General features: G+C 32.5%; 25 protein-coding genes and 8 tRNA genes. 24 read left to right on the top strand and 9 right to left on the bottom strand.

The features are described 5' to 3' along the window. Positions 1 to 130 precede the first annotated feature (130 nt). The 6 genes from xdrA to yhaM all read left to right on the top strand — a co-directional run bounded on the left by xdrA (position 131) and on the right by yhaM (position 7,646). Positions 131 to 595: an XRE family transcriptional regulator XdrA gene (xdrA, locus tag HS848_RS06450; RefSeq protein WP_053030612.1), complete on the top strand. Its 465-nt coding sequence runs from the start codon at positions 131 to 133 to the stop codon at positions 593 to 595. Positions 596 to 893: 298 nt separating this feature from the next. After that, a complete protein-coding gene (locus tag HS848_RS06445; RefSeq protein ID WP_198611657.1) occupies positions 894 to 2,024 on the top strand; it encodes a DUF445 domain-containing protein in 1,131 nt (376 codons plus the stop codon). Positions 2,025 to 2,093: 69 nt separating this feature from the next. Next, entirely contained in the window at positions 2,094 to 2,438 is a 345-nt protein-coding gene (locus HS848_RS06440) for a YlbF/YmcA family competence regulator (RefSeq protein ID WP_198611656.1), read from the top strand. A gap of 147 nt (positions 2,439 to 2,585) precedes the next feature. After that, positions 2,586 to 3,782, top strand: a complete 1,197-nt coding sequence (locus HS848_RS06435; RefSeq protein ID WP_198611655.1) for a metallophosphoesterase family protein — start codon at positions 2,586 to 2,588, stop codon at positions 3,780 to 3,782. Further along, positions 3,772 to 6,705, top strand: coding sequence for an AAA family ATPase (locus HS848_RS06430; RefSeq protein ID WP_198611654.1), 2,934 nt, complete (start codon positions 3,772 to 3,774; stop codon positions 6,703 to 6,705). Before HS848_RS06435 ends, HS848_RS06430 begins: the two co-directional genes overlap by 11 nt. Then, the gene (gene yhaM, locus HS848_RS06425; RefSeq protein ID WP_107508446.1) at positions 6,705 to 7,646 is read left to right on the top strand and encodes a 3'-5' exoribonuclease YhaM; all 942 of its coding nucleotides are present in this window, start codon (positions 6,705 to 6,707) and stop codon (positions 7,644 to 7,646) included. The genes HS848_RS06430 and yhaM overlap by 1 nt, the downstream gene beginning before the upstream one ends. Positions 7,647 to 7,815: 169 nt before the next feature. Here the strand turns inward: yhaM and prsA are convergent, their stop codons facing one another. From prsA to HS848_RS06405, 4 genes are all read right to left on the bottom strand, one after another. Next, positions 7,816 to 8,787, bottom strand: a complete 972-nt coding sequence (prsA, locus tag HS848_RS06420) for a peptidylprolyl isomerase PrsA (RefSeq protein WP_198611653.1) — start codon at positions 8,785 to 8,787, stop codon at positions 7,816 to 7,818. A 227-nt stretch (positions 8,788 to 9,014) separates the two neighbouring features. Then, entirely contained in the window at positions 9,015 to 9,572 is a 558-nt protein-coding gene (locus tag HS848_RS06415; protein ID WP_107508444.1) for a DUF3267 domain-containing protein, read from the bottom strand. A 132-nt stretch (positions 9,573 to 9,704) separates the two neighbouring features. Continuing rightward, positions 9,705 to 10,079, bottom strand: coding sequence for a YtxH domain-containing protein (locus tag HS848_RS06410; protein WP_107508443.1), 375 nt, complete (start codon positions 10,077 to 10,079; stop codon positions 9,705 to 9,707). Between the two features lie 103 nt (positions 10,080 to 10,182). After that, complete coding sequence (locus tag HS848_RS06405; protein WP_198611652.1) at positions 10,183 to 10,608, bottom strand: HIT family protein; 426 nt, start codon at positions 10,606 to 10,608, stop codon at positions 10,183 to 10,185. A gap of 131 nt (positions 10,609 to 10,739) precedes the next feature. On the opposite strand from HS848_RS06405, the gene ecsA reads away from it, so the two are divergent. Next, entirely contained in the window at positions 10,740 to 11,480 is a 741-nt protein-coding gene (gene ecsA / locus HS848_RS06400; RefSeq protein WP_198611651.1) for an ABC transporter ATP-binding protein EcsA, read from the top strand. Further along, complete coding sequence (gene ecsB, locus HS848_RS06395; protein ID WP_198611650.1) at positions 11,473 to 12,696, top strand: ABC transporter permease EcsB; 1,224 nt, start codon at positions 11,473 to 11,475, stop codon at positions 12,694 to 12,696. The genes ecsA and ecsB overlap by 8 nt, the downstream gene beginning before the upstream one ends. A gap of 66 nt (positions 12,697 to 12,762) precedes the next feature. Here ecsB and HS848_RS06390 read toward each other — a convergent pair whose 3' ends face one another. Next, entirely contained in the window at positions 12,763 to 13,263 is a 501-nt protein-coding gene (locus HS848_RS06390; RefSeq protein WP_198611649.1) for a signal transduction protein TRAP, read from the bottom strand. A 270-nt stretch (positions 13,264 to 13,533) separates the two neighbouring features. Here HS848_RS06390 and hemE point away from each other — a divergent pair, with 270 nt between their 5' ends. From hemE to HS848_RS06330, 12 genes are all read left to right on the top strand, one after another. Continuing rightward, positions 13,534 to 14,571, top strand: a complete 1,038-nt coding sequence (hemE, locus tag HS848_RS06385; protein ID WP_198611648.1) for a uroporphyrinogen decarboxylase — start codon at positions 13,534 to 13,536, stop codon at positions 14,569 to 14,571. A gap of 30 nt (positions 14,572 to 14,601) precedes the next feature. Further along, positions 14,602 to 15,525 carry a ferrochelatase gene (hemH, locus tag HS848_RS06380; protein ID WP_198611647.1) on the top strand — a complete coding sequence of 308 codons (924 nt, stop codon included), beginning with the start codon at positions 14,602 to 14,604 and terminating at the stop codon, positions 15,523 to 15,525. An 18-nt stretch (positions 15,526 to 15,543) separates the two neighbouring features. After that, entirely contained in the window at positions 15,544 to 16,938 is a 1,395-nt protein-coding gene (gene hemY / locus HS848_RS06375) for a protoporphyrinogen oxidase (protein ID WP_198611646.1), read from the top strand. Positions 16,939 to 17,044: 106 nt separating this feature from the next. Next, on the top strand, positions 17,045 to 17,605 hold the full coding sequence (locus HS848_RS06370) for an RBBP9/YdeN family alpha/beta hydrolase (protein WP_198611645.1): 561 nt from the start codon (positions 17,045 to 17,047) through the stop codon (positions 17,603 to 17,605). A 395-nt stretch (positions 17,606 to 18,000) separates the two neighbouring features. Next, a tRNA-Met gene (locus tag HS848_RS06365) sits at positions 18,001 to 18,074 on the top strand. Between the two features lie 15 nt (positions 18,075 to 18,089). Next, positions 18,090 to 18,165 (top strand) — tRNA-Asp (locus HS848_RS06360). An 11-nt stretch (positions 18,166 to 18,176) separates the two neighbouring features. Further along, positions 18,177 to 18,249: transfer RNA gene (locus HS848_RS06355), tRNA-Phe, on the top strand. 13 nt (positions 18,250 to 18,262) lie between these two features. After that, positions 18,263 to 18,338, top strand: a tRNA-His gene (locus tag HS848_RS06350). 13 nt (positions 18,339 to 18,351) lie between these two features. After that, positions 18,352 to 18,425: transfer RNA gene (locus HS848_RS06345), tRNA-Gly, on the top strand. Positions 18,426 to 18,437: 12 nt separating this feature from the next. After that, positions 18,438 to 18,512: transfer RNA gene (locus tag HS848_RS06340), tRNA-Asn, on the top strand. A gap of 1 nt (position 18,513) precedes the next feature. Beyond that, positions 18,514 to 18,585 (top strand) — tRNA-Glu (locus tag HS848_RS06335). A 52-nt stretch (positions 18,586 to 18,637) separates the two neighbouring features. After that, positions 18,638 to 18,728 (top strand) — tRNA-Ser (locus HS848_RS06330). Positions 18,729 to 18,780: 52 nt separating this feature from the next. Here HS848_RS06330 and HS848_RS06325 read toward each other — a convergent pair. The 3 genes from HS848_RS06325 to HS848_RS06315 form a co-directional block, all read right to left on the bottom strand. Further along, a complete protein-coding gene (locus HS848_RS06325; protein ID WP_198611644.1) occupies positions 18,781 to 19,830 on the bottom strand; it encodes a tyrosine-type recombinase/integrase in 1,050 nt (349 codons plus the stop codon). A gap of 59 nt (positions 19,831 to 19,889) precedes the next feature. Then, the gene (locus tag HS848_RS06320; protein ID WP_198611643.1) at positions 19,890 to 20,411 is read right to left on the bottom strand and encodes a PH domain-containing protein; all 522 of its coding nucleotides are present in this window, start codon (positions 20,409 to 20,411) and stop codon (positions 19,890 to 19,892) included. Positions 20,412 to 20,821: 410 nt separating this feature from the next. Next, complete coding sequence (locus HS848_RS06315) at positions 20,822 to 21,061, bottom strand: hypothetical protein (protein WP_198611642.1); 240 nt, start codon at positions 21,059 to 21,061, stop codon at positions 20,822 to 20,824. A 537-nt stretch (positions 21,062 to 21,598) separates the two neighbouring features. Between HS848_RS06315 and menE the strand changes: the two genes are divergently transcribed. Then, positions 21,599 to 22,981, top strand: coding sequence for an o-succinylbenzoate--CoA ligase (gene menE, locus HS848_RS06310; protein ID WP_198611641.1), 1,383 nt, complete (start codon positions 21,599 to 21,601; stop codon positions 22,979 to 22,981). Between the two features lie 13 nt (positions 22,982 to 22,994). After that, positions 22,995 to 24,002 (top strand): o-succinylbenzoate synthase, encoded by a 1,008-nt coding sequence (gene menC / locus HS848_RS06305; protein ID WP_198611640.1) that lies wholly within the window; start codon positions 22,995 to 22,997, stop codon positions 24,000 to 24,002. On the opposite strand, the gene yidD is transcribed toward menC, so the two are convergent. Further along, positions 23,999 to 24,241 (bottom strand): membrane protein insertion efficiency factor YidD, encoded by a 243-nt coding sequence (gene yidD, locus HS848_RS06300; RefSeq protein ID WP_107508675.1) that lies wholly within the window; start codon positions 24,239 to 24,241, stop codon positions 23,999 to 24,001. The genes menC and yidD overlap by 4 nt on opposite strands. A gap of 65 nt (positions 24,242 to 24,306) precedes the next feature. On the opposite strand from yidD, the gene ytkD reads away from it, so the two are divergent. Then, positions 24,307 to 24,780: an RNA deprotection pyrophosphohydrolase gene (gene ytkD / locus HS848_RS06295; RefSeq protein ID WP_198611698.1), complete on the top strand. Its 474-nt coding sequence runs from the start codon at positions 24,307 to 24,309 to the stop codon at positions 24,778 to 24,780. Next, on the top strand, positions 24,761 to 25,534 hold the full coding sequence (locus HS848_RS06290) for an alpha/beta hydrolase family protein (protein WP_198611639.1): 774 nt from the start codon (positions 24,761 to 24,763) through the stop codon (positions 25,532 to 25,534). The genes ytkD and HS848_RS06290 overlap by 20 nt, the downstream gene beginning before the upstream one ends. Positions 25,535 to 25,659: the final 125 nt, after the last annotated feature.

Genomic DNA, 25,659 nt, shown 5'->3' with positions numbered 1-25,659 from the left:
AAACAAAAATTCCTCTTTTCATTTGATTAAAAATATATTAAGATGTAATTTGTGTTTCAAGAAATGTGTATTATTGCAATTTCTTGTGTCCGGATTAAATAACCCCCTATTAGAAAGGTAGAGAATAAATATGGATAGACAGAGTTTTACAGATTTAATTCAAACAAAATTTAAAATGGTTAGAATTGAAGCGGGCTATACGCAAGATACTATGGCTCAAACAATCGGCCTTTCAAAAAAGACATTAGTTCAAATTGAAAAAGAACGAGTATTACCAAACTGGACGACATGTGTTTCTATTTGTGCGTTATTTAGAGATTCAGATGTATTAAATAACACATTTGGTTGTGATCCATTAGAAATCGTTCAAACAATTTCACGTAATCACTGTGCGTACCCAAATCACTCTACAACAAGTGATATTTATTGGAACACGATTGAAACGCGTAACGGTTTCATCTTACAAAGTAATAAAGTAAGTAATATTTACAGAGTGCTTAATTCTGAAAAACAACCTATCTTCGGTACTTCAAAATTAAGAGAAGCAGAAACTTATTTTAATAGAAATGCGAAAGAAGAATTAATGCACGTTTAAAATATAAATTTTCAAAATAGCGATATAGTGATAGAAGAGTCTATTAAAGATTTAGTCACTATTTTAATATAGATAATGACGGAGCCCTGAACATTTGCACTTGAAATGAACTAGGCTCCTTATTTTTGTCATTTATTGTCTGAATGCGCTCATATTCTAATAAATAATAGGTATCCTATTTTTTGAAAATAAACTGACTGAACCTTTTGATGATTTAATAAATTTAAATTGTGAAGTTTAATTTCTCTCATGATATAATCATCGTAATGTTATCTCAACAAATTAAGGAGTAATCTCAATGCAAGCTTTCTTAGTAATATTATTCATGGTGGTAGTAGGCGCAGTGATAGGTGGTATTACCAACGTTATCGCTATACGCATGCTATTTCATCCTTTTAAACCGTACTATATTTTTAAAATGCGTGTCCCATTCACACCCGGTCTTATTCCGAAGAGAAGAGAAGAAATCGCTAGTAAAATTGGACAGGTAATAGAAGAACACTTAATTACAGAAACTGTCATCAATAATAAATTAAATGAAAGTAATACTAGAGCATCGATTAACGAGTTAGTAAAAGAACAAGTGTCTAAGCTAAAATCCGATGATGCAACCATTCGTCGATTCGCTAGTCATTTCGACATTGATATTGATAAATTAGTGAACGAACGATTAGATAGTACAATTGCTACAAAACTTAATGAATATTATGCATCACATAGAGATGTCGCAATAAATGAAATTTTGCCGGCAGAAGCGGTTGCTATGATTGATAATAAAATAGATGATGTTGGAGATTTATTGTGTGAGCGTGCACGTGTATATTTAGAATCAGATAAAGGTGCGCGAGATATTTATGATATGCTTGAGACTTTCTTCACTGAAAAGGGGAAAATAGTCGGTTTACTACAAATGTTTATGACTAAAGAAAGCATTGCAGATAGAATTCAACATGAATTGATACGTTTAACTCGTCATCCTAAAGCAAAGTCTATTATTGATAAAGTGATTCATAATGAATATGAAACACTTAAAAAACAACCATTAGGACAAGTCGTTAAGGAAGAACAATTTTCAAAAATATCTGATTCAACTTCACAATTAATTACAAATTATCTTAATTTAAATCAGAAAGTCGATACGCCTTTAAATCGATTAGCACCTAATTTTATTGATTATCTAGAAAATGAAGTTGTAAATAAAATAACAGATTTAATCATCAATCAAGCTTCAACACACTTATCAACTATTATGGAAAAAATCAATTTACGTAAATTAGTTGAAGATCAAATTAACACGTTCGACTTAGATTATATTGAACGTTTGATTATTGAAATAGCTAATAAAGAATTAAAATTAATCATGTCTTTAGGCTTCATTTTAGGCGGTATCATTGGCTTCTTCCAAGGATTGGTCGCAATCTTTGTCTAACAATAAATTATATGTTATGGTATAAAAGAGTTGTCAAAAATAACTTTACACTAAGGAGTGCAAACAGACATGGCAGTAAATTTATATGATTATGCAAACCAATTAGAACAAGCTTTAAGAGATAATGATGAATACAAAGCTATTAAAGATGCTTTTTCTAAAGTAAAAGATAATGAAGAATCTAAAAAATTATTTGATGAGTTCCGTGAAACTCAATTAAGCTTCCAACAAAAACAAATGCAAGGTGAAGAAATTCCTGAAGAAGACTTAGCTAAAGCTCAAGAACAAGCTCAAGCAATCGAAAAAGATGAAAACATCTCTGAATTAATGCAAGCTGAACAAAACATGAGCCAAGTCTTCCAAGAAATCAACCAAATCATTGTTAAACCTTTAGATGAAATCTACGCTGACTAATTTATAGGTTTAAAGCTACATTGCTTTCCAACGAAAGCTTTGTAGCTTTTTTTAGTTTGATAAAGTTCATCGACCCAGATAAATAAGGTATGGTAAAATATAGGAATATCAAAGCTACATTATCATATTATTAAGGAGCTAATATTCATGATAAAATTTATTCACTGTGCTGATTTGCACCTTGATAGCCCCTTTAAGTCTAAAAGCTATTTAGCACCTACAATTTTTGAAGATATACAAAATAGCGCTTATGAAAGCTTCAAAAAAATAGTCGATACGGCTTTAAAGGAAGAAGTAGATTTTGTACTTATCGTAGGGAATTTATTTGATAGTGAGAATCGAACACTACGTGCTGAAGTATTTTTGAAAGAACAATTTAAACGCTTAGAAAAAGAACAAATTTTTGTATACATAAGTCATGGTAACCACGACCCACTTACTAAGAGAATTACAGACGATTGGCCTGAGAATGTGTCGGTGTTCTCTAGTAATGTTGAAACATATCAAGCTATAACTAAAGATGGTGAAACAATCTACATCCACGGCTTTAGTTATCAAAATGATGGAAGTTATGAGAATAAAATAGATGATTTCCCATCTAGTCAAGGCCAAAATGGTATTCACATTGGCATGCTTCATGGAACATATAGTAAATCTTCAATTAAAGATCGTTATACTGAATTTATCTTAGAAGATTTAAATAAAAAGTTGTACCATTATTGGGCATTAGGACATATCCACGAACGCCAAGAATTAAGTGACATGCCTCCAATTCATTATCCAGGTAATGTACAAGGGAGACATTTTGGGGAACAAGGATTAAAAGGATGTTTGCTTGTAGAAGGTGACCATTTAAGATTAAATACTAAATTTATACCAACACAATCTATTCGCTTTGATGAAGCTACTATAACTACGCAAAAGACGAGTAGACAAGGAATTTATGAAGAAATTCAATCTTTTAAAGATCGTGTACGCCATGAAGGCAAAGCATTCTACAAATTAACGGTCAATATTGATAGTGAAACTATGTTATCTTCACAAGATATATTGCAAATTAAAGAAATGATTGATGACTATGAAGAGAATGAACGTCATTTCGTAGTCATCGATGAAATTACTTATAATTATCTTCAAAATGAAGAAACGCCTCTGGTTAAGGAATTTTCAGAAGAATTGACTAATGACTCGAAAGTCTTTGACGATGCTATGACAGAACTATATTTAAATCCGAGAGCTTCTAAATATCTAGAAGATTATACTGAATTTGACAAAGTTGAGTTAGTTAATCGCGCTGAGAATTTATTGAAAGCGGATATGAGAGGTGAACACAATGATCATTAAAACGCTTGAGATTTATGGTTACGGTCAGTTTGTGCAACGTAAGATTGACTTTAATAAAGAATTTACCGAAATTTTTGGTGAAAATGAAGCGGGTAAATCTACAATTCAAGCATTTATCCACTCTATATTATTTGGCTTTCCTACAAAGAAAGAAAAAGAACCGCGTTTAGAACCACGCATGGGTAATCAATATGGTGGTAAGCTGACGTTGCTTTTCGAAGATCAATCAGAAGTCATCGTAGAACGTGTTAAAGGCAGTGCGCAAGGCGATGTAAAGGTTTATCTTGAAAATGGCTTAATTCGTGATGAAGCTTGGTTGAAGAAGAAATTAAACTACATTTCTAAAAAAACTTATCAAGGAATATTTTCATTTAACGTACTAGGTTTACAAGATATTCATCGTAATTTAGACGAAAAGCAATTACAAAGTTACTTACTTGAAGCTGGTGCGCTAGGGTCTTCTGAATTTACGACAATGGGTAATTTAGTTAGTCAAAAGAAAGCAACATTGTATAAAAAAGCGGGTAAGAACCCAATTTTAAATCAACAAATAGAAGAATTGAAACAATTAGAAGCTCAAATTCGCGAAGAAGAAACGAAACTAGATGAATATCAACGTCTTGTAGATGAAAAAGATAAATCACAACGACATTTAGGCCATTTAAAAGAGAATTTAAATCAATTATCTAAAATGCATGAAACGAAGCAAAAGCAACTAGCGATTCATGAACAAGCGCAAGAGTGGAAGCGACTTGAACAAGAATTGAATGTTGAACCACTTAAATTCTCGGAAAAGGGCATCGAGCGCTATGAAACAGCTTCACAATATAAACAATCACTTAGTAGAGATATTGGTTTAAGAGAAGAAAAGATTAAACAATTAGAATATGACTTCAATGCGATAGATTTACCTAGCGAGGAAACGGTCAATCACCTTTATCGACTCAGTCATGACGAAAACGATATTCAACAAACCGAATTAAAAGCAGAGTCTCTTTCAAAAGAAATCGAAACATATCAACGTCAACAACAAGATTTAAAAACAAGCATTGGGTGGCAAGATGTTTATCATGAGACTGACACGTCAGAAGCTACAAAAAATTATGTAAGCGAAAAGGTTAAAGAACGTAATAACCAAAGTGCACTAAAACAACAAATCGAGCGAACGATTGAAGAGAATACAATTGAACAAAACGCTTTGAGCGAAGAAATTGAAGGTCTTGAAAAAGAATTAGTTCCTGAAAATGCACTTGATAAGAAAAAACAATATAACCAACAAAAATTAGAATTACATGAAAAAGAAAATCTCTATAATAAATTAAAAGACACCTTCAACAAAGATAAAGAGAAAAAACAAAAACGCCAATGGTGGTTAAGATTTAGTTTTATCATCCTTGCATTAATTGGTCTAGGTTTAACCATTTTCTCATTTGCGACTCAAAATCTTATCTTTGGGATTATATTCGTCATTTTAACTGTAATTTTTGTAGTAGGCATTTTCTTTACTAGAACTAAAGAAGTTGATTATAGTGAAACTATTAGTGAAGAAATTAGTGATTTAGAACGTCAACTAAGCGAGCTAGAAGCTAATTATGATTTAGATTTCGATCTTGACCATCAATATCAACTGCGTGAGCGTTGGAGTAATACTAGCAATAATAAGAGTGTAGTAACTAATAAATTAGAACATCAACAAGGTTTATTAAATCAGACTGAACAAGATATAAGTGATTTATCAAGTCATATTAATAAAGTAAAAGAAGATTTAAGATTACCTGGAACAATGTCAGATGAATTATTAGTCGATAGCTTCAATACGATGAATCAGGTCAAATCGAATGATAATTATCTTAATCAATTATTAGAACAAAGATCAAAGCTTACACAAAAACTCTCTGCTTTTTATGAAAAGGCTCGACAACAAACTGAAGATGAATTTTCTAGCTTTAACAAAGTATCGCTATTTAGTGATTTAAAACGTTGGATAGCTAACTATGAGAAAGATAAAGAACAAAAAACACAACTAGAAAGTCAAATAACATTATTAAGCAACGAACTAAAACAATTAAATGATAGATTAACAGAAAATAAAGATATCATTGCCGAGTTATTCAAAGCGAATAATGTTAATAATGAAGAAGAGTATTACGAAGCTTATGAACGCTATCAATTGTATCAACAACAACTTGCACGTTTTAATGATTTATCAACTTACTTAGAAAACCATCATTTCTCATATGAAGATAGTTCTAATTTAAGTGAAAAGACAACAGCCCAACTAGAAGAAGAAGACGAATTACTAGCACAACAAGTAGATGACTATAACGAGCAATACTTAGACAAACAAACTGAAGTAAGTGATTTCACTGCGCAAATCAATCAAATGGAAACAGATAAAACCTTATCTAGATTGCGCCATGAATATTTCAGCTTGAAAAATCGAATGAATGATATTGCGAAAGATTGGGCTAGTTTAAGCTATTTAGAAGCGCTTATAAACGAACATATCAAACAGATTAAGGATAAGCGTTTACCACAAGTGATAAATGAAGCAATCACAATATTTAAAACATTAACTAATGGCAATTATAATCTAATTACTTATGAGAATGATTCCATTATGATAAGACATAGTAATGGACAAATGTATCATCCTCTAGAATTAAGTCAGTCAACTAAAGAATTATTGTATATAGCGCTAAGAATAAGTTTAATTCATATACTAAGACCGTATTATCCATTCCCAATCATTATTGACGATGCGTTCGTTCATTTTGATAAACAAAGAAAATCAATGATGTTAAACTATTTAAGAGAATTGGCTAGAGATTATCAAGTATTGTACTTTACATGTACTAAAGATACTGCAATTCCTTCTAAAGAGATGTTGATATTAAATAAAATAGAGGAAGGCGGAAAATAATGAGAAATGTAGAAAAGTTAAATCCGGGAGATTCGGTAGAGAACTTCTTTTTAGTTCATAGAGCTACACAAGGAGTGACTGCTCAAGGCAAAGATTATATGACGCTTTTCCTCCAAGATAAAAGTGGAGATATCGAAGCCAAATTATGGACAGTAAGTAAAGAGGATATGCAGATTTTAAAACCTGAGGAAATTATATGGGTTAAAGGCGACGTTATAAATTATCGTGGCCGTAAACAAATGAAAGTAAATAAATTTAGATTAGCTACGCCAGAAGATGGCTTTAAAACGCAAGATTTTGTCGACGGAGCGCCATTGACAGCAGATGAGATTCAAGAGCAAATCTCACATTATATTTTAGAAATTGAAAATGCTAATCTACAACGTATTACACGTCATTTATTGAAAAAATATCAAACTAAATTTTTCACTTACCCAGCAGCAAGTTCACATCATCATAATTTCGCTAGTGGATTAAGCTATCACGTATTGACAATGCTTCAAATTGCTAAATCATTATGTGATATTTACCCATTACTAAATCGTAGTTTATTATATAGTTCAATCATCTTACACGATTTAGGAAAAGTAAGAGAACTAAGTGGCCCAGTTGCTACGACGTATACGGTAGAAGGGAATTTACTAGGTCATATCTCAATAGCGAGTGATGAAGTTGCAGAAGCAGCTAAGGAACTTAATATTGAAGGTGAAGAAGTGATGTTACTACGTCATATGATTCTAGCGCATCATGGTAAGATGGAGTTTGGATCACCAAAATTACCACACTTAAAAGAAGCGGAAATCTTATTCTTTATTGATAACATTGACGCTAAAATGAATATGTTTGATAAAGCCTTTAAAAAGACAGAAAAAGGGCAATTTACTGAACGTATATTTGGTATGGAAAATCGCCAATTCTATAATCCTGAAAAATTAGATTAAAACATATATAAGCTTTCTACTTAAATCATGAGTGAAGAACGAAGCAGTTTCACTTTATTAAGTAGAAAGCTTTTTTATAACTAAAAAAGCCTTGTCTAGACTTATTGCATGTTTCTATGCAACTTCTAGACAAGGCGTTTTAATAAATGATTGAGTTAATTCTAGAAAATTATGAAGATAAATTAGATGATGCTGAACTATCAGATGATTGTTGTTGTTGTTTTAATTTGTCTGGGTTAAGAATAGTGTTTTCAACAGCTTTTTTGATGTCACTATCTTTATAATCTACGTCATATTCTTTAAGCAAGTCTTTGTAAGCATTTGTAAGTAATTTTGGATTTTTTTGAACTTTTTGTTCTATGATTTTAGCTTTAAGTTTAGATTTTTGTTTATCAAAATCGTCTTCCTTATCGGCTTTAATGATATGGTAACCATAATCCGTTTTAACGATATCAGATACTTCGCCTTCTTTAAGTTTGAAGAGGGCTTTTTCAAATTTACTTACCATTTGTCCTTTAACTACATAGCCTAAAGAACCATCTTTTTTAGCACTTGAAGAATCCATTGATTCATCTTTAGCTATTTCTCCAAATTTACTTGGATTTTTCTCAACTTCTTTTTGGATTTTTTCAGCTTTTGCTTTAGCTTTTTTATCTGTTAAACCTTCTTTATCATCATCATTTGATTTAACTTTAATTAAAATGTGAGAAGCTTTTTTAGAGTTTTCTTTTATTTCTTTATCAGAAACTTTGATTTTATCGTTTAATAATTCTTTTTGGTAAGCGGCAAGTTTTTTCTGTTCTTTATATGTATCTAATGTCATGCCTTGCTGTTTAAGCATGCTTTCAAATTGATCTTTACCACCATATTGTTTTTGTTCTTTTTTAATATCTTCGTCAATATCTTTAGTATCTACTTTATCTTTATATTTATCAGCTAAAATTTTATTGAGCGCAATACTAAATGATGTGCTAGCGATTTGTTCATCACCAATTTTGTTCATGACATCTTTTACTTTTACGTCTCCAGCTTTTGAAGAAATAAGCGTATTACTTTCCGAATCAGTTGCGTTAGAACCACATGCACCTAAAAGTAAGGCACTTGCTGTTACGGGAACAATTAGTTTATTCATAATTTTCATAGTTGAAAGCTCCTTTTACAATAATAACAAAGTAAATATAACATATTATCCATGCTACACCAATTAGAAACAGACTCAATACTACCAAAGTACTAGTCAATATAAGTCTTAAGCATTAAAATTTAATCATTTTTCCACAAATAAAAAGCGAAACAAAAATTCATATTCAAAGAATTAATGTTTCGCTTAGTTAAATAGTATTAGCATTTGTTTCACAACGTTATATCTTAATGAAATGAACTATAAGGCACTTTATTTAAAATATTGATACCCGTTTGATGTTCTTCAATAAATTGACCTTCATTTGAGAAAATGATTATTTTAAGATACAAAAAATCAAGTACAGAAATTCCAAAATTTAATGCTAATAAAAACATAAAATAATGACCATATTGCGGGAACATCATTGTCATAAAGATTAAAAATAAGGTAATTATAATAAATGGTAATAATAAATTAATACAAAAATATACTTTGTGAACAGGCGTGCTGACATAAGTATTAAAATAAGGTAACCATCTTTTTTTATTCAACTTATGCATTCTAAAAGAGTGGAAATGTTGAATAAAGAAGAGTAAATGTATCGATTTATGAATAGGGTACATTAAGATTACAAAAAATAATAAAATAATAAAATGTCTATCTGATAAAGGAGTGTCTACAAAATAATACATAATTTCATAACTCACTAAAAAAGCAATGACAGTTATAGTAAAGCTAAGGAATGCGATTCTTGGCACACCAAAACGTGCATGAATATCGATTTGACGTTTACATAGGAACATAGAGACACCTCTTTATAACTCTTTTATATACGCTACGTATTATCTAACTAACCACTACAACAGTCAAGACAATTTAGGTATAAAAAAAGAGACGAAACATAATTATGTTCCGTTCTCTCTCATGACAAGTAATTATTTTTTATCTTTTGAAAATGTATTACTAATTTCTTCGCCACGATTTTGAAGATTTTCGATGTGTGATTGTAACTTTTCAATATTAGGATTAATATCTGATTTAAAATCACCAATTAATGTTTTAAATTCATCGCCAATTTCGCTACCGTATTCTACACCATCATTTTTAACTTGTTTACCATAGTCAACAATATTATGGAAACTACGTTTGATAGATTCAATTTCACGTTCTAATTCTGAACGAGAACCAGTAGGGGTCTTAGAATCAATAGTATTATTTTTCACGCTATCAGCATCACGATTCATCCATGAAACTGCAATACCCGATGCGATTCCCACACTAATACCAAATAATACGCGTGTTACTTTCATGTTTATTCTCCTCACTTAATATGTCGTTGTATTTTTATCTTTAGAAAACTCGACAAGTTAGTTTAATTCTATATTACCCTATTATGTCATTCAATATGCAGAATTATTCAAATTGCGCTTTGATTTGTTCAGCAATTTCTTTTTTCTGCTCATCATTAAGTTCTTCTTCATGAGTTTCCCAATGGTAACCAAATCCATCGATATCATTTTCATAACGAGGTAAGAAGTGGAAATGAAGATGGAACACAGATTGATCTGCAAACTCACCATTATTTTGAATAATATTTAAGCCATCAGGATTAAATGCTTTCTTAATTGCATTAGCCACTTTAGGCAATGCAGCGCCAATATGTTTCATTGTTTCTTCATCAGTTTCAAAAATGTTTGCTGACGCTTTTTTCGGAATAAGTAACGTATGTCCTTTAGTAACTTGTGAAATATCTAAAAATGCATACACATAGTCATTTTCATAGACTTTAAAACTTGGGATTTCTCCAGTAAGGATTTTGCCGAAAACAGTTTCTGCCATTTAAATACACTCCTTATGTCATATTTGTATCTTATTATATCATTAGTATATTAAAATTTCGTTAGTAAGACATATCTAACTTTAGTAGTTAGACAATGATTTTGGTACAATATAATTCATGGAGGTGCCATATGACAGTAAAAGTTGAACATCTAACAGGTGGCTATGGTAAGCGTCCTGTTATTGAAGATATAAATTTTGAATTAAAAGAAGGCGAAATAGTAGGTTTAATAGGACTGAATGGAGCCGGTAAAAGTACTACCATCAAACATATGTTAGGACTATTAACGCCAATGCAAGGCAATCTTTCTATTTCAAATACAGACATAACAGAAGATATTGAAATTTATCGTAAGAAATTATCTTATATACCTGAATCGCCAGTAATTTATGAAGAATTGACCTTAGAAGAACATATTGCGATGACTGCGATGGCTTATCAAATAAGTGAAGAAGAAGCTATGAAACGCGCGCGACCATTACTTAAAACATTTAGATTAGAAAATGAATTAAACGTCTTTCCAAGTCATTTTTCTAAAGGAATGAAACAAAAGGTAATGATTATTTGCGCCTTTATCGTTAATCCGGAATTATATATTATCGACGAACCTTTCCTCGGTCTCGATCCTTTAGGTATCCAATCAATGCTTGATTTAATGGTTGAAAAGAAAAACGAAGGCCGTACCGTTTTGATGAGTACGCATATACTTGCAACTGCTGAACGTTATTGTGATCGCTTTATCATCTTAGACAAAGGGAAAGTAGTAGGCTTAGGTAATTTAGAAGAACTTCGTGAACAAACAGGGCTACATGATTCGACGCTTGATGATATCTACATTCATGTAACTCAAGGTGGTCAACATCATGAATAAGATAGCTTCAAACTTATTTAAAAAGCGTCATCAAGCAATTCGTAAAGAAAAGAGCTATTACAATAAGTTTATATTTAATGGTCATTTCACAGTCTTTTTAGTGATTTTACTCGGTGCATTTATTTTAGGATATGGTCAATGGTTGCAACACATTCCACATCATATTGACTATGCATTATTTGCGAGTATTGTATTAGCTATTACTTCTATATTTCCAATTAGAACATTTTTAAAAGACGCAGACCGAATCTTTCTCTTACCATTTGAAAAAAACATGAAAGATTATATGAAATTAAGTCTACAATATAGTTACTTTAATCGTATTGCGTTACAAATAATAATAGCGATTGTCTTATTTCCATTATTTTATAAATTAAGCAATCAACTTGTAATCGCTTATGTAGTGTTTGTGATCTTACTACTTGTACACCCTTATCTTGGTTTAAGATTGAGATGGCAATGGTATCAACTTCGCTTATCTAGTTGGTCTATCAATATCTTATTGTTTATAGTTAATGCCCTGACTTACTATCTTGTTTTAGGTCATCAATTCTATTGGGCTATTGTATTAACAATCGGGTTAGTTGTAGCAATTTTCCTTATTCCGAAAATGAAGCAAATCAACTTATTCCCATGGGAAAGAATGATTGCAGTCGAGCAACGCCACCACACGAATTACTATAAATTTGTAAATATGTTTACAGATGTTAAGCATCTTAAAGAGAGTGCAGTCAGACGTAAATATTTAGACTTTTTATTACCAACACCAAAAGGGCAAAGATTCAATCCGAAAAATATGTACTTATATCTGTTTACGCGTAGTTTCGTAAGAGGTAGAGATGCATTTAGCATTATTTTACGTTTAGTCATTATTGCCTTAGTGTTAATGATTTGGTTGTCATCACCAATAGTGACAGTTATTATCGGAAGCCTATTTATGTATATTACGTTACTACAAATGTCGCAGTTCTATACGCAACAAGCATATGGCTTATGGCCACAGGTATGGCCTGTGTCTGACACACAAGTAATTAGAGGATATGAAAAATTCTTATATCGCTTAATGCTTGTGATTGGTATCATTTTTGCAGTGACATTTATTGTCATGTACCCACAATTTTTCTTCTTTGCGATTGTCTTCTTTATCGTTGGATGGCTAACGATTAGAAGTACAATTAAAAAGCTTGAGTATCAAGAAACATTACTTAGAGATTAAAAAAATAGGTTGCTTTATATGAATGAGCGTTATAGCTCACAAATATAAAGCAACCTTTAAAATTATCTAGTCTTTAATAGGATATAAATATCTTTCAAAATAACTTGAGTGTTGACTACTTGAACCAAAGTAGCGCTTTAATGCATCTTTTGAAAAATAATCCTTAAACGTGTCAGTTTCTTTAAAATCTTCATACGTTTCTCGATTAGCAAATCCAAAATACACTTTATATGTCGTACCTTCAACAGGTTTTAAGAAGCGATAACTTTTAAATCCTGCAAAGTTGTCAAAGTTTAAATCTAAATTAGCTAGACGTTTTTCTAACTGATGCGCATGATCATCTGAAGATGGGATGAATAGTGCTGAATAAAAATGGTCATTATTCATTTCATTAATTTCATTAATCGTGTTATAAATTGTAGGGTGTTTCAATATAGATTTATCTTCAGTTTCCTCAATAATGACTGTTGAATCCTCAGTTGAAAATAAAAATAAATCTTTATCTGGATGTTTCAAACGAATTTGATTTAAAAATCCATATGTGCCATACGTGGTATTTATCTTCATGATTATCCCTCCCTTGTTGATTATATTATACGGTTAAATATAAAATGTGACTATAATAATTAATTATATAACGTTATTATTTTCAAAAAATAAAAAATCTATGTAACATGTAGTTTTATACATGCAAAATCATCTATAATTAATTTTAAAAATAAAGGTTAAAGATATTATGGCGCTATGTCTTTTTTATGACATTTAAGCCGGTATAAACGATAATATTATGACGATATGATATTATAGATAAGAATGATTTTAATTTAGGAGGACGCTATGGTGCATAATAAAAACAATACAATTCTACAAACAATAAAAGGGGAAGAAACGTCCCATACACCAGTATGGTTTATGCGCCAAGCTGGAAGATCTCAACCAGAATATCGCAAACTGAAAGAAAAATATTCTCTCTTTGAGATCACACATCAGCCAGAATTATGTGCTTATGTCACACAACTTCCTGTTGATAATTACAACACAGATGCTGCTGTATTATATAAAGATATTATGACGCCGTTAAAGCCTATCGGTGTGGAGGTCGATATTAAGTCTGGCATAGGCCCAGTTATTCATAATCCTATTCACAGTATCAAAGATGTTGAAAAGCTTACGCACATAGATCCTAAAAGAGATGTGCCATACGTATTAGAAACAATTCAATTATTAACTCAAGAAAAATTAAACGTACCACTTATAGGCTTTACCGGAGCACCATTTACTTTGGCTTCATATATGATAGAAGGTGGCCCTTCAAAAAATTATAATTTTACTAAAGCTATGATGTATGGGAATGAAGAAACTTGGTTTGCTTTAATGAACCATCTTGTAGATATTTCTATTGATTATGTGGTAGCACAAATCGAAGCGGGAGCAGAGCTAATTCAAATTTTCGATTCATGGGTAGGCGCATTAAATGTAGAAGATTATCGCTACTATATTAAACCAGCCATGCAACGATTAGTAGAAGGTATTAAAGCACGCTATGATGTGCCCGTCATTTTATTCGGTGTAGGCGCGAGTCATTTAATCAATGAATGGAACGATTTACCGATTGATGTTTTAGGCTTAGATTGGCGTACTTCAATTACTAAAGCTACGCAATTAGGTGTCAATAAAACATTACAAGGTAACGTAGACCCATCCTTATTGCTTGCACCTTGGGACATTCTTGAAAAGAGAATTAAAGCTATCCTTGATGAAGGCATGCACAGAGGTCAGCATATCTTTAATCTCGGTCATGGCGTGTTCCCTGAAGTACAACCAGATACACTTAAACGTGTGACTCAATTTGTGCATGATTATACTAGAAAATAAAGAAACTATTATAAGGGAAGGTTTTAAATAATGACTAAAACAGTAGGCTTATTAGTTATGGCTTATGGTACACCATACAAAGAAAGCGATATTGAACCATACTACACAGATATTAGACACGGTAAAAGACCCTCTGAAGAAGAACTACAAGATTTAAAAGATCGTTATGAATTCATCGGTGGGCTTTCTCCTTTAGCTGGTACTACTGATCGTCAAGCTGAAGCATTGAAAGACGCACTTAATGAAGCATATTCAGACGTTGAATTTAAGTTGTATTTAGGATTGAAACATATTTCTCCATATATAGAAGAAGCAGTTGAAAAGATGCATAATGACGGTATACAAGAAGCGGTCACTGTAGTCTTAGCACCTCATTATTCAAGCTTTTCAGTGGGATCTTACAACGAACGTGCTAAAGAAGAAGCAGATAAATACGGTATTAAGTTACATCATGTTGAGCAATATTATCATCAACCGAAATTTATTGAATACTGGACAAACAAAATTAATGAAACGTTAGAACAAATTCCTAGTGAAGAACACGATGAAACTATCTTAATCGTTTCAGCACATAGTTTACCTAAAGGATTAATCGAAAGAAATAATGATCCATATCCGGATGAATTACAAGATACAATGAAACGTTTAGAAGCTTCTACTAACATTAAACACGTTGCCCAAGGTTGGCAATCCGAAGGTAATACAGGCACTCCATGGTTAGGACCAGATGTGCAAGACTTAACTAGAGATTTATTTGAAGCACATCATTATAAAAACTTCATTTATACACCAGTAGGATTTGTATGTGAACATTTAGAAGTACTTTACGATAACGACTATGAATGTAAAGTCGTGTGTGATGAGTTAGGCGCAAATTACTATCGTCCTGAAATGCCTAATACAGATTCATTATTTATTGGTGCCATCGTAGACGAAATTAAAACAGTTTTTTAATAAAGGAAGGGACTCGTTGTGAGTAAAAAAGTTGCAATCATAGGCGCTGGCATTACTGGACTCGCTAGTGCATATTATTTTAAACGTTATCAACCAGATATTGATGTCACAATCTTTGAAGCAACCAATCGACCAGGAGGTAAAATTCAAACGTACCGTAAAGACGGTTATACAATTGAATTAGGCCCAGAATCTTATTTAGGTCGTAAAACAATCATGACGGAGATTGCGAAGGATCTTGGCTTAGAGAATGAATTGATTACTAATCAAACTGGCCAATCATATATTTTTGCCAAGAATAAACTTTATCCTATTCCTGGTGGGTCAATTATGGGGATTCCAACAGATATTAAACCATTTCTTAAGACGCGTTTAATTTCTCCATTAGGTAAACTCAGAGCAAGTTTAGACTTATTTAAATCTCCAATCCAAATTGAAGATGATATTTCAGTAGGGGATTTCTTTAGACAACGTCTAGGTAATGAAATTCTTGAAAATCTTATCGAACCATTGATGGGTGGCATCTATGGCACTGACATCGATCATTTAAGTTTAATGAGCACGTTTCCTGATTTTAAAAAGAAAGAGGAATCGTACGGCAGTTTAATTAAAGGGATGCAACATGAGAAAGCCGAGCGAGTGAAACAACGTCAATTATATCCTGGCGCGCCTAAAGGTCAGTTCAAACAATTTAGACATGGTCTAAGTTCTTTCATTGAAGCATTAGCGAAAGACGTTGAAAGTAAAGGCGTGACTATTCGATATAATTCAGCAGTTGAAGATATTGTGACTAAAAAAGGTGAATATGACATCAAAATTGGGGACAGTAGCGAAACGTTTGATGGCTTATTAGTAACTACGCCACATCAAACATTTATGAAATGGTTCAATCATGATGAAGCATTTAAATACTTCAATGAGATGGACTCTACTTCAGTTGCCACAGTAGTATTTGCTTTTGATGAACAAAATATTGAAAACACTTATAACGGTACTGGATTTGTGATTGCACGTACAAGTAATACAGACATTACTGCATGTACATGGACGACAAAAAAATGGCCATTTACTACGCCTGAAGGTAAAGTACTCATACGTGCGTACGTAGGTAAGCCAGGGGATACTGTAGTTGAAGATCATACTGATGAAGAAATAGCTGCTATCGCACGACGCGATTTAGAAAAAATGATGACATTTAAAGGCGATCCCGACTTTACCATTGTTAATCGACTTCCTAAAAGTATGCCACAGTATCATATAGGTCATATCAGTCAAATTAGAAAAATCCAACAACATGTTAAACAAACTTATACAGGACTGCGCATCACTGGCGCACCATTTGAAGCGGTTGGTTTACCCGATTGTATTCAACAAGGTAAACACGCTGTAGAAGAATTAATAGAAGAATTATAATTTTGAAACACTTTTTAGAGGTTAACCATATCTCTTAAAAGTGTTTTATTTTAAAATAAAGTAGAAAATTGTTTATTAGTGTTATTACATAGGAGGAGAGAGATAAATGACAAATGTAATTATCGTTCATTCACAATTAGGCAATTCGCATAATCATTGGTATGAATGGCTTCAACACAATTTAGAGCTTGAAGGATATGATGTTCAATTATTTCATTTAGATAAGGAAAATAATAGAAATATTGAAACATGGGTTGATGAAATGAAACGACAAATTGATATTAAGTCAGCAGATACTTATTTTATGACACATGGTTATGGTTCAATTGCGACTTTAAAATTTGTTGAGGGATTACATTTAGACTTTCCTATAGAAGGTTTCTTTAGTATTGCTGGTTTTAAAGAAGATGCCCAAGATATTGACGAATCAATAAGGGTAGATCACATTACGATTGATTATGATCTAATTAAACAAAAGATTAAACGTTTTTACGGTTTAGCATCTAAAGATGATAGTTATGTTTCATATAAGGAAACACAAAGTCTAATAGATGAGTTAGGTGGAAGAACTAGAATCGTCGAAGAAGGCGGCCATTTCTTAGAAGAAGAGGGATTTGTTTCATTTACTGAACTACAAGAAAAAATGCAAAAATATATGACTAAATAAGTAGAATGGAATATATTTTTATTTAACTTTAGTGTTAGTTACGGGCTGATTAGAATGATTACAAACGAAGTTAAAGCATAGGGGAGTATGTATAAGAGGCATTTATACTAGTATTTATTTGATTAGCGACATCCAATTGGTATCTTTAATTAAAATTTTTTATGTGAAGCGTTTTTTTACACAAATTACTTTATAATAGTTATTGACTATGGGGAACTAAATATATATACTAATAAAGTATTGAAAAAAGCAACGACTTACTTTTAATTATCGCATTAATTTATAAAGATTAAATTAAAGAAATGTTAAAATTAATTTAAAAAAGTGTTGACTTTGTTAAGTGTTTAATGATACACTAGTTAAGTACTGATTTTTGAGACATCAAATAATATTAGCGCGGGATGGAGCAGTTCGGTAGCTCGTCGGGCTCATAACCCGAAGGTCGGTGGTTCAAATCCGCCTCCCGCAATACATAGTTTTAATTGGTCTCGTAGTGTAGCGGTTAACACGCCTGCCTGTCACGCAGGAGATCGCGGGTTCGATTCCCGTCGAGACCGCCATTACTTATTACGGTTCAGTAGCTCAGTTGGTAGAGCAATGGATTGAAGCTCCATGTGTCGGCAGTTCGACTCTGTCCTGAACCATTCAATCATTTTGGCGGTTGTGGCGAAGTGGTTAACGCATCGGATTGTGGTTCCGACATTCGAGGGTTCGATTCCCTTCAACCGCCCCATAATCGTTAAGATGCGGGTGTAGTTTAATGGCAAAACCTCAGCCTTCCAAGCTGATGTTGTGGGTTCGATTCCCATCACCCGCTCCATTATATAATTATTCCACAGTAGCTCAGTGGTAGAGCTATCGGCTGTTAACCGATCGGTCGTAGGTTCGAGTCCTACCTGTGGAGCCATGGCTCCTTGGTCAAGCGGTTAAGACACCGCCCTTTCACGGCGGTAACACGGGTTCGAGTCCCGTAGGAGTCATACAAACAGAAGTGAAATATCGCTTCTGTTTTTTTCTGTCATTTATTATTAAGGAGAGCTGTCCGAGTCTGGCCGAAGGAGCACGCCTGGAAAGTGTGTAGACGCTTTATCGCGTCTCAAGGGTTCGAATCCCTTGCTCTCCATACATAAAGTTTTATATAGCAAGGTTTCAAGCTAGCAAGTGTCAAATATGTGTCAAGAAAATAACTCTCTGACACGTTGACCTTGCTCTTTTTTATGTTCTTCAAGCAAATGGGAATATGTGTCTAAAGTGATAGATATGCTAGCATGACCTAAACGTTTACTTATATATTCGATTGGTATACCTTTAGAAAGTAAATAAGATGTATGTGTATGTCGAAGTGAATAGGGCGTTATATTATCATTAGTTAAACCAATTTGTTTTTTAGTATAATTAAAAGACTTTTTAACAGCGTTATGACTAACACTAAATAACTTACCATTAATCCTACGTGGTAAATTTGATAGTTTAGTATTGATTAACAAAATGTCTTTTGAACTAACTTCCACATCTCGTTTATTGTTTTTAGTTTTAGTACCTGGTAAATGCACAACACCATCACTTTTATTTAAATCTTTGTAAGTCATGTGGATTAAGTCACTGTATCTAGCACCAGTGATAGCTAATAAGTATAAAAAGATGTAGCTTTCTTCATTTCTTGATTTAAAATAATTCAACATATCTGAATAGTTTTTAATGCTCATATATTTAAAATCTTCGTCTTTCGCCTCAATTGTTCCGTTAATCTCAATTTTGTAGGTAGGGTCTTTTTTTATGTAACCGTCATAAACTGCATCACGTATACAAGGGCCTAAACACCCATTTACTTTACGTACCGTTTCATCTGCATGACCGTTTCCGTAGTCATTTAAAAATCTTTGATAATCAGTTCGTTTAATGTTTTTTAATAACATCTTATCACCAAAATATTTTTCAAATAGTCTCAATGAACGTTCATACCAATAGTATTGTTGTGGCGATAATTCCTTTTTGTTTTTTAGCACTAGCCATTCTTGGTAATAATCATAAAACGTTTTGTTATCTTCTAATTTATTACCATCATCTAAGTCTCTAATTAGTTTTTGAGCTGCATTGATAGCTTCTACTTTCGTTTTAAAACCTGACTTACGCTTTTTACCCGACTTAAAATAGGGGTGCTTAACGTCATCCTGCCATGATGAAGATGTTTTATTTTTACGTTTTGTTACTGTAAATGATGCCATTTTACTTATTCCTCCTAAAAAAAGTAAAAAAATAATAAGGGTAGGCGTGCTACCCGTATTTATAAATTCAACAGTTTTTTCTTTTTAGCCTCGAACTCATCTTGAGTTATAGCATCCATATCTAATAACTCTTTTAACATTTTTATTTTTTTAAACGATTCTAATTCATTATCCTCATTGGAAGTGTCTTGATCAGGTATTAAATCATTTTGAGTATCTGTTTCTTTACCATTTATTTTTTTGTTTACATATTCAATAAAATTATCTAATTCATTGTCGTTAATCCACTTTATAGAAACTTTATTACCACTTGAGTAAAAAGTAATTATGTTACCCATTAATTTTTTACTTAATTCAAATGTACTTATTTTATTATAATGAAAAATTTCTGAATCATATCCGCTTAATCTTTTAGCGCAAAATATTATTCTCTTCTCAGTCGCTGCCAAAACGCCATTTTTGACTGTATCGTTTCCTAACGATTTTGTTTCATAAGCTCCAAAAATAGCGTGAGCTATTTTCTCGTTTTCGTGTAAAAAAGAACCTGTAATCAAATCTAAGTTTTTCTTTTTATTAGCCATAATATCTTTTCCTCCTCTTGATGCCTTTGATATTCTTAGAATTGCTCTTATTGACTTTTTTGTTGGTTTTGATTATTTTCTTCCATTCTATATTCTCCTTAATTTATTTTCTATACAAAAACTCACAACGGTTCAAATTTTATAGAGTAATTACCGTAATGAGTTCGAGTACCATGTTATTTTTATAATGCTTCAATATTTTTAGTATGTATCTTTTACTTAGTTGAACGTATTGAGATAGTTGGTGTAAGTTACTAAAGCCTTAAGCATACGCTTCTATAATTAAGCGCAAAAGTAGTGCTGTTTCATATCCATGATGTTTCGCGTAATTTTTCAAACTTGCGGTTTATCCATATAGATTGATTTCAGAGATTACCATATTTATCTTTCTAATTGGTATAATGTAATTTTTAATATTCATCATTTTCTAAAAGGGGATTATGTATTTCAAGAGTTAGTTCCTTTTTATCATGATTGATATAAAAGTCACTATTGTAATTAATCTTATTAACTTTTAATATGCCGTCTTTTTCTTTAATGAAAAGAGCGAAATCATCGTCTTCATCTATAACAGCAAAGGTATTATTGTTTGTTAATACTTCATATTCTCCTTTATAAATGATATTGATAGTCCATCCGTTAAATTCCATTTCATCATTCTCCTTTATTATTTATATTAAGATTACCCAAAGTCTCATTAAACTGTCATCAATTCATGACAAGTTATTAATAATTGTAGTGGATACTAATAGTATATCTATTTTAACGTTTATGAATACGATTTTAACAATTGTTCCAACGAAATAATAATGAAAAATGGAGAAAGTTGAAATTTAATATTGTAATTATTTTATAAATATATTATACTATATACAAGTCAACGACAATGCGTGGACTTTGTAAACCAAAATACATTGAACGGTAGATAGTAGCCGTTTCCTATGAGACTAGGCATTATAATTGAAAATCATAGGCATGAGTCGTAACTAGTTGATTAGTTATGGCTTTTTTTGTGTTGGTTGAGCTGCATATTTTCAATTATAGATGGATTGTCAATTAATTAATTCACTCCATGCTTTTAAACTTCCCAATAAATAACCTAATTATCATCCCATTCAATCATAACCACTGCTAACTTCCTTAAAAATCGTTATAATTAATGTGTACAAATTATGGAGGAATGCGCAGTGGATTTTTGGTTAAAAGAACAAAGCCTATACAATGGAGATAAGATTGCTATTAGCGAGGGCGACTCGACAATCACTTTTAAAGATTTATACAAAGAAGCTTATTCACTTTCTGAGAATATACTATCTTTAAATGAAGATAGAGTAGGTCTATATATCAATAATGATCTTGCCTCAGTGATTTTAGTGAATGCTTGCTGGTTAGCTAATGTGGAAGTGGCGATGATTAATACACGATTAACAGAACAAGAAATGATCAATCAAATGAATTCAGTAAACATTTCTACATTAATAACTACTACTCACTTTGATTTACCATCATTTAATGTTATTCAAAGTAGTGATTTACATACATATAAGAAACAACCCAATAATGAAGTATTCGATATTGATAACATTGCTTCAATTATGTTCACTTCGGGGACTACTGGTCCACAAAAGGCGGTGCCTCAAACTTTTAGAAATCATTATGCAAGTGCTATCGGGTGTAAAGAAAGCTTAGGATTTAATCAACAAACGATATGGTTATCAGTCTTACCTATTTACCATATTTCAGGCTTAAGCGTACTACTACGTTCTATTATTGAGGGCTTTACGGTGCGTATTTTGAAAAAGTATCATACTGAAACAATGTTATCTATTATAAAACATGAAGAGCCTACGCATATATCGCTTGTACCTCAAACGTTGAAATGGTTAATGGGTGCTGGGTTAACACAGCCATTTTCAATAGAGAAAATTTTATTAGGAGGCGCAAAGCTATCATCTACGCTTATTGATCAAGCGCTAAGTTATCAATTGCCAATTTATAATTCGTTTGGAATGACGGAAACGTGCTCTCAATTCTTAACGGCGTCGCCTGAAATGCTTGCGGAACGTTATGATACGGTAGGAAAGCCAAGTGACAATGTGAAAGTTAAAATTAAGCATCCTGATAAAAAGGGTCGGGGCGAATTACTTATCAAGGGAGAAAATGTCATGAATGGTTATTTATATCCTAGTCATTTAAGCGATACATTTGAAGAAGGGTATTTTAAGACTGGTGACATTGCCGAAATTGATAAAGATGGTTTTGTCATGGTGTATGATCGTCGTAAAGATTTGATTATTAGTGGAGGAGAAAATATTTATCCTTATGAAATTGAGACGGTAGCTAAGCGCTATGAGGCGATACAAGATGCGGTATGTGTACCACTTGAGGATAATACATGGGGCCAAGTACCGAAACTTTACTATGTATCTGATGTAGACGTGCAAGAGGAGCAACTTACTCATTTTCTACAACAAAATTTAGCGAAGTATAAAGTGCCGAAAGCGTATCAACGAGTAGAAACGTTGCCGTACACCTCAACTGGTAAACTTCAACGTAATAAAGTGAATTAGGGAGATTAATTTAATGAGAGTTCAAGATGTTCATTTCTATTACTATAATGCTGAATTTAAGTCAGCTATTACGACTCCTAAGGTAAAACTGACTCATCGTAAAGCACTTATTGTAGAACTGGTAACTGATACACACGACTCGTTTTATGGGGAGTGTAATGCGTTTGAAACGGCTTGGTATGATAAGGTGACAATCATTTCAGTAAAACAGACCTTAGCACAGTGGTCAGAGAAGATTAAAAATAAAGCGTTTACGACGTTTGAAGAATGGTTGCCTTATCTAGAATTATTAGATTATCAACCGGCAGCAAGATGTACGATAGTGATGGCTATTTATCAAATGTATCATTCGTTGCCTAGCTTTGAAGTGGAATATGGCGCTACAGCTAGTGGTTTAACCGAGCATCAGCTCACTGCACTGCAAGCAACACAGCCATCACGTATTAAATTGAAATGGTCTGAGACACTTCTTTCAGATATAGACGCTTTGACTACAGAACTACCATTTAACGTTAACTTTGCCCTAGATGCGAATGAGTCACTCAATATTTCAGATTTTGAGAAAATTAAGAAACAAACACTGGCCAATATTTTATATATAGAAGAGCCGTTTAAAGACTTATCGACACTACACCAACTTGATTTAACAAATTATCCACCAATTGCTATAGATGAAAAAGCTATAGATGAGACTACAATTTTATCAATTATTGAGTGCTATCCCGTTAAGGTAGTAGTTATAAAGCCATTTAGAATAGGTGGAATAGATAGAGTGCTACGACTAATCACTCAATTAAAAGCGCATAATGTGAAATTTGTGGTCGGTGGAATGTATGAATATGGGTTAAGTAGGTATTTCACGGCTTTACTAGCTAAAGAGGGATCCTATCCAGGTGATGTGACGCCAGATGGATATTACTTTGATGAAGATTTCACACAAGGCGTAGGCAAATTAAAAAGAGGATTAATTTCATTTAATCCTCCTCAAGTTGATAAGTCTAAATTATTATATTTTAATTAATGTTTATGTTTGTCTTTATCTTTTTTTAAAGGGACGGGGTCAAAGCCACCTTTATGAAGCGGATGACATTTTAATATACGGCGAACGCCCATATAGCCACCTTTTAATGGTCCGTAAACTTCAATTGCTTCACGGGTATATTCAGAACAGGTAGGATAAAAACGGCACGTAGGTGGTGTCATAGGCGAAATATAACGTTGATAAATATGAATTATTCCTAAAAATAATTTTTTAAGCATTTTAAGCCTCCAACTGATTTTCAATTATTAAATATTTTAACACATATAAAGGAGTAGTGAGCAATGTGGAGTTTATAGATAAAGATAATAGACGCGTAACAATGCAGTATAAAACAGACAATGATAGGCCAAATGGTAATCACGTTTTAGCTATTCCTATTTTTCAAAATCAACTCTTATTTACCCAACACAAAATAAGGGGGATTGAATTTCCTGGAGGTAAAGTTGAACAGGGTGAAGAAAGTAGATATGCGATTGAAAGAGAATTGTATGAAGAAACGGGTGGCATTGCTCAAGATGTACACTATATTGCTCAATATGACGTTTCTACACAAGATCGCTCCATGTTCAAAAAAGATGTCTATCTTATAAATGTAGAGCAATTAGAAACCAAAGAAGATTATTTAGAAACAAAAGGTCCTTTGTTATATAACCATATAAATGATATTCCTACTAATGAACGAAGTTATTTGATTCAAGATGATGCCATCTTACATTGTTTAGAAAGGGTGATAGAGCTTGGATATTATCAAGAATAAAAAAATGCCTATTACTTCCAAAACGCATGATTTTGAAGAGATTACTTATACTGTGGATGGGTTAAAGCTAAAAGCCTTACAAATGGTGCCTTCTCGTGAAGAAGTACAACGCATCGTAATATATTTACGTGGAGGTAAAGGGCAAGTAGGGCGTGTAAGAGCTGCGAGATTAATGCAGTTTGCAAATGAACAAACGTTAGTGGTTGGTCCTTATTATAGAGGCAGTAGTGGTAGTGAAGGACAAGATGAGTTCTGTAATGCAGATTTAAAAGATGTCACGTATCTGATTCATATTTTAAAACAACAGTATCCGAATGCTTTTCTCCATATGATTGGTTTCTCTAGAGGTGGGTTACAAGGATTGCTCACATTTCAAGATTATCCAGTCGATAGTTATATCATTTGGGGTGGCGTTTCAGATGTACGTTTAATGTATGAAGAACGTGTTGATTTACGTGGTATGTTACGTCGTATGGTAGGTCATCCTAAGAAAGATGCAACCCAATACGATAAGCGAGATGCCGTTAAATCAATTGATAGTCAAAGTCCGCCGATATTAATTGTTCACGGGGGAAAAGATAAACAAGTGAATATTGACCAGGCACATTATTTAGAAAAGCAATTAAAAGTAAAAAATGCCAAATATGAAACGTTTTATCAACCCAATGAAGGCCATGTACCACGACCAGAAGCAATGAAAGATACATTAACTTACGTTAAAAACTGGATGAAACGCATTGAGAGCGACAATTAATTTAGCATAATCACAGAATCCAACGTAATTATTATTATAAAAAGAGGAGTGAAGGTGAATCGATTTGAATTCACCTTCACTCCTCTTAAATTTATGGAGTTTATCCCAGTATTTGTTTTTTACCT

This window comes from Staphylococcus caledonicus, from assembly GCF_016238465.1.
Taxonomy (GTDB): domain Bacteria; phylum Bacillota; class Bacilli; order Staphylococcales; family Staphylococcaceae; genus Staphylococcus; species Staphylococcus caledonicus.
Note: the sequence above shows the minus strand (reverse complement) of the source record. Positions and strands in the feature narration are given on the sequence as shown.

Bases quoted from the DNA above. Each gene is read 5' to 3' on its own strand.
- xdrA (WP_053030612.1), top strand. From the start codon at position 131: ATGGATAGACAGAGTTTTACAGATTTAATTCAAACAAAATTTAAAATG.
- HS848_RS06445 (WP_198611657.1), top strand. From the start codon at position 894: ATGCAAGCTTTCTTAGTAATATTATTCATGGTGGTAGTAGGCGCAGTG.
- HS848_RS06440 (WP_198611656.1), top strand. From the start codon at position 2,094: ATGGCAGTAAATTTATATGATTATGCAAACCAATTAGAACAAGCTTTA.
- HS848_RS06435 (WP_198611655.1), top strand. From the start codon at position 2,586: ATGATAAAATTTATTCACTGTGCTGATTTGCACCTTGATAGCCCCTTT.
- HS848_RS06430 (WP_198611654.1), top strand. From the start codon at position 3,772: ATGATCATTAAAACGCTTGAGATTTATGGTTACGGTCAGTTTGTGCAA.
- yhaM (WP_107508446.1), top strand. From the start codon at position 6,705: ATGAGAAATGTAGAAAAGTTAAATCCGGGAGATTCGGTAGAGAACTTC.
- prsA (WP_198611653.1), bottom strand. From the start codon at position 8,787: ATGAAAATTATGAATAAACTAATTGTTCCCGTAACAGCAAGTGCCTTA.
- HS848_RS06415 (WP_107508444.1), bottom strand. From the start codon at position 9,572: ATGTTCCTATGTAAACGTCAAATCGATATTCATGCACGTTTTGGTGTG.
- HS848_RS06410 (WP_107508443.1), bottom strand. From the start codon at position 10,079: ATGAAAGTAACACGCGTATTATTTGGTATTAGTGTGGGAATCGCATCG.
- HS848_RS06405 (WP_198611652.1), bottom strand. From the start codon at position 10,608: ATGGCAGAAACTGTTTTCGGCAAAATCCTTACTGGAGAAATCCCAAGT.
- ecsA (WP_198611651.1), top strand. From the start codon at position 10,740: ATGACAGTAAAAGTTGAACATCTAACAGGTGGCTATGGTAAGCGTCCT.
- ecsB (WP_198611650.1), top strand. From the start codon at position 11,473: ATGAATAAGATAGCTTCAAACTTATTTAAAAAGCGTCATCAAGCAATT.
- HS848_RS06390 (WP_198611649.1), bottom strand. From the start codon at position 13,263: ATGAAGATAAATACCACGTATGGCACATATGGATTTTTAAATCAAATT.
- hemE (WP_198611648.1), top strand. From the start codon at position 13,534: ATGGTGCATAATAAAAACAATACAATTCTACAAACAATAAAAGGGGAA.
- hemH (WP_198611647.1), top strand. From the start codon at position 14,602: ATGACTAAAACAGTAGGCTTATTAGTTATGGCTTATGGTACACCATAC.
- HS848_RS06370 (WP_198611645.1), top strand. From the start codon at position 17,045: ATGACAAATGTAATTATCGTTCATTCACAATTAGGCAATTCGCATAAT.
- HS848_RS06325 (WP_198611644.1), bottom strand. From the start codon at position 19,830: ATGGCATCATTTACAGTAACAAAACGTAAAAATAAAACATCTTCATCA.
- HS848_RS06320 (WP_198611643.1), bottom strand. From the start codon at position 20,411: ATGGCTAATAAAAAGAAAAACTTAGATTTGATTACAGGTTCTTTTTTA.
- HS848_RS06315 (WP_198611642.1), bottom strand. From the start codon at position 21,061: ATGGAATTTAACGGATGGACTATCAATATCATTTATAAAGGAGAATAT.
- menC (WP_198611640.1), top strand. From the start codon at position 22,995: ATGAGAGTTCAAGATGTTCATTTCTATTACTATAATGCTGAATTTAAG.
- yidD (WP_107508675.1), bottom strand. From the start codon at position 24,241: ATGCTTAAAAAATTATTTTTAGGAATAATTCATATTTATCAACGTTAT.